At 64.1% G+C, this 1,622-nt stretch carries 2 protein-coding genes; both read left to right on the top strand.

What is annotated here, in order from left to right; translation table 11 throughout:
• Window positions 1–698 (top strand): GMC oxidoreductase (locus tag EOD07_RS33760; RefSeq protein WP_245470595.1); only part of this gene is annotated, 698 nt, incomplete at its 5' end.
• The coding region (locus EOD07_RS33765; protein WP_164772811.1) for a mandelate racemase/muconate lactonizing enzyme family protein at window positions 695–1,622 on the top strand (928 nt) is incomplete at its 3' end. The genes EOD07_RS33760 and EOD07_RS33765, both read left to right, overlap by 4 nt.

Consider the following 1,622-nt stretch of genomic DNA (forward strand, 5'->3'; position numbering starts at 1 on the left):
CGCTGAACCAGATCCTGCGGCCATGGTGGGGCAAGCTTCTGGTCGGCATGCAATACATCCTCTTGCGCTCCGGTCCGCTGTCGCTGTCGATGAACAATGCTGGCGGCTTCTTCCGCACCGATCCGTCGATGGCGCGGCCGAACATGCAGCTTTATTTCCAGGCCTTCTCGACCGTCATCCCGAAGAGCGGCGAGCGCCCGATCCTGACGCCCGACCCGTGGCCGGGTTTCTCGATCGGCCTGTCCAACTGCCGGCCTTCGAGCTGCGGCGAGATCATGATCCGCTCGAGCAATCCGCGCGACTATCCGAGGATCACCGCCAATGCCTACTCGACCAATGCCGATGTCGACGAGATGCTGGCGGCGGTGAAGTTCGTGCGCAAGATCGCCGCGATGCCGGCCATGGCCGAGGTCATCGAGGAAGAGGTGCTGCCTGGACCGTCGATACAATCGGACGCCGACCTCATTCAGGATTTCCGGAAGCGTTCGGGTACGGTCTACCATCCCGTCTCGACCTGTCGCATGGGCCCGGACGCTTCGCGCGCCGTCGTCGATCCACGGCTTCGGGTGCATGGGCTCGAGGGCCTGCGCGTCATCGACGCGTCGATCTTTCCCGATAACATCACGGGCAACACCAACGCCGCCTCGATCCTGACCGGATGGAAAGGCGCCGAGCTGGTTCTGGAGGATCAGAAATGAAAATCACCGACGTCAAGACCTGGGTTGTCGGCAACCCGCCGCCCGGCATCGGCGGCAAGTATTTCATCTTCGTCAAGCTCACCACCGATGGCGGCGTCGTCGGCTATGGCGAAGCCTACAATGCGACCTTCTCGGCGCATGTCACCGCCAGGATGATCGAGGACATGGCCGAACGCTATTTCGTCGGCCGCGACCCGCACGACATCGAGAATTTCTTCCGCCGCGCCTATTCCTCCGGCTTCACCCAGCGCCCCGACGTCTCCGGCATGGGCTGCTTCTCGGCGCTGGAAATGGCCTGCTGGGACATCGTCGGCAAGGAGGCCGGCAAACCTGTCTACAAGCTGCTTGGCGGCCAGGTGCATGAGACGCTGCGCTCCTACACCTATCTCTATCCGCACACCGGCAGCGTCCATTCGGAGGATGCGCGCGGCCAGAATGTCTACAACGATCCCGATATGGCGGCCGCCTGCGCGCTGGAATATGTCGAGCAGGGCTTCAACGCCGTGAAGCTCGACCCGGCCGGCCCCTATACCGCCTATGATGGCCACCAGCCGCGCCTGATCGACATCGACCTGTCGGCGCGCATGATCAAGGCGATCCGCGAGGCGGTCGGCACCAGGGCCGATATCCTGTTCGGCACGCATGGCCAGTTCACGGCTTCGGGCGCGCTGCGCATGGCCCGCGCCATCGAGCCCTACGATCCGCTGTGGTTCGAGGAGCCGGTGCCGCCTGATATGCCCGAGGTGATGGCTCAGGTCGCCCGCCAGACCTCGATCCCCATCGCCACCGGGGAGCGGCTGACGACGAAATCCGAATTCGCCCGCGTCATCGAGAACCGCGCCGCAACCATCCTTCAGCCGGACCTCGGCCGCTCCGGCGGCATCCTCGAAACCAAGAAGATTGCCGCCATGGCCGAGGCCTACC

The organism is Mesorhizobium sp. M2C.T.Ca.TU.002.02.1.1 (genome assembly GCF_003997225.1).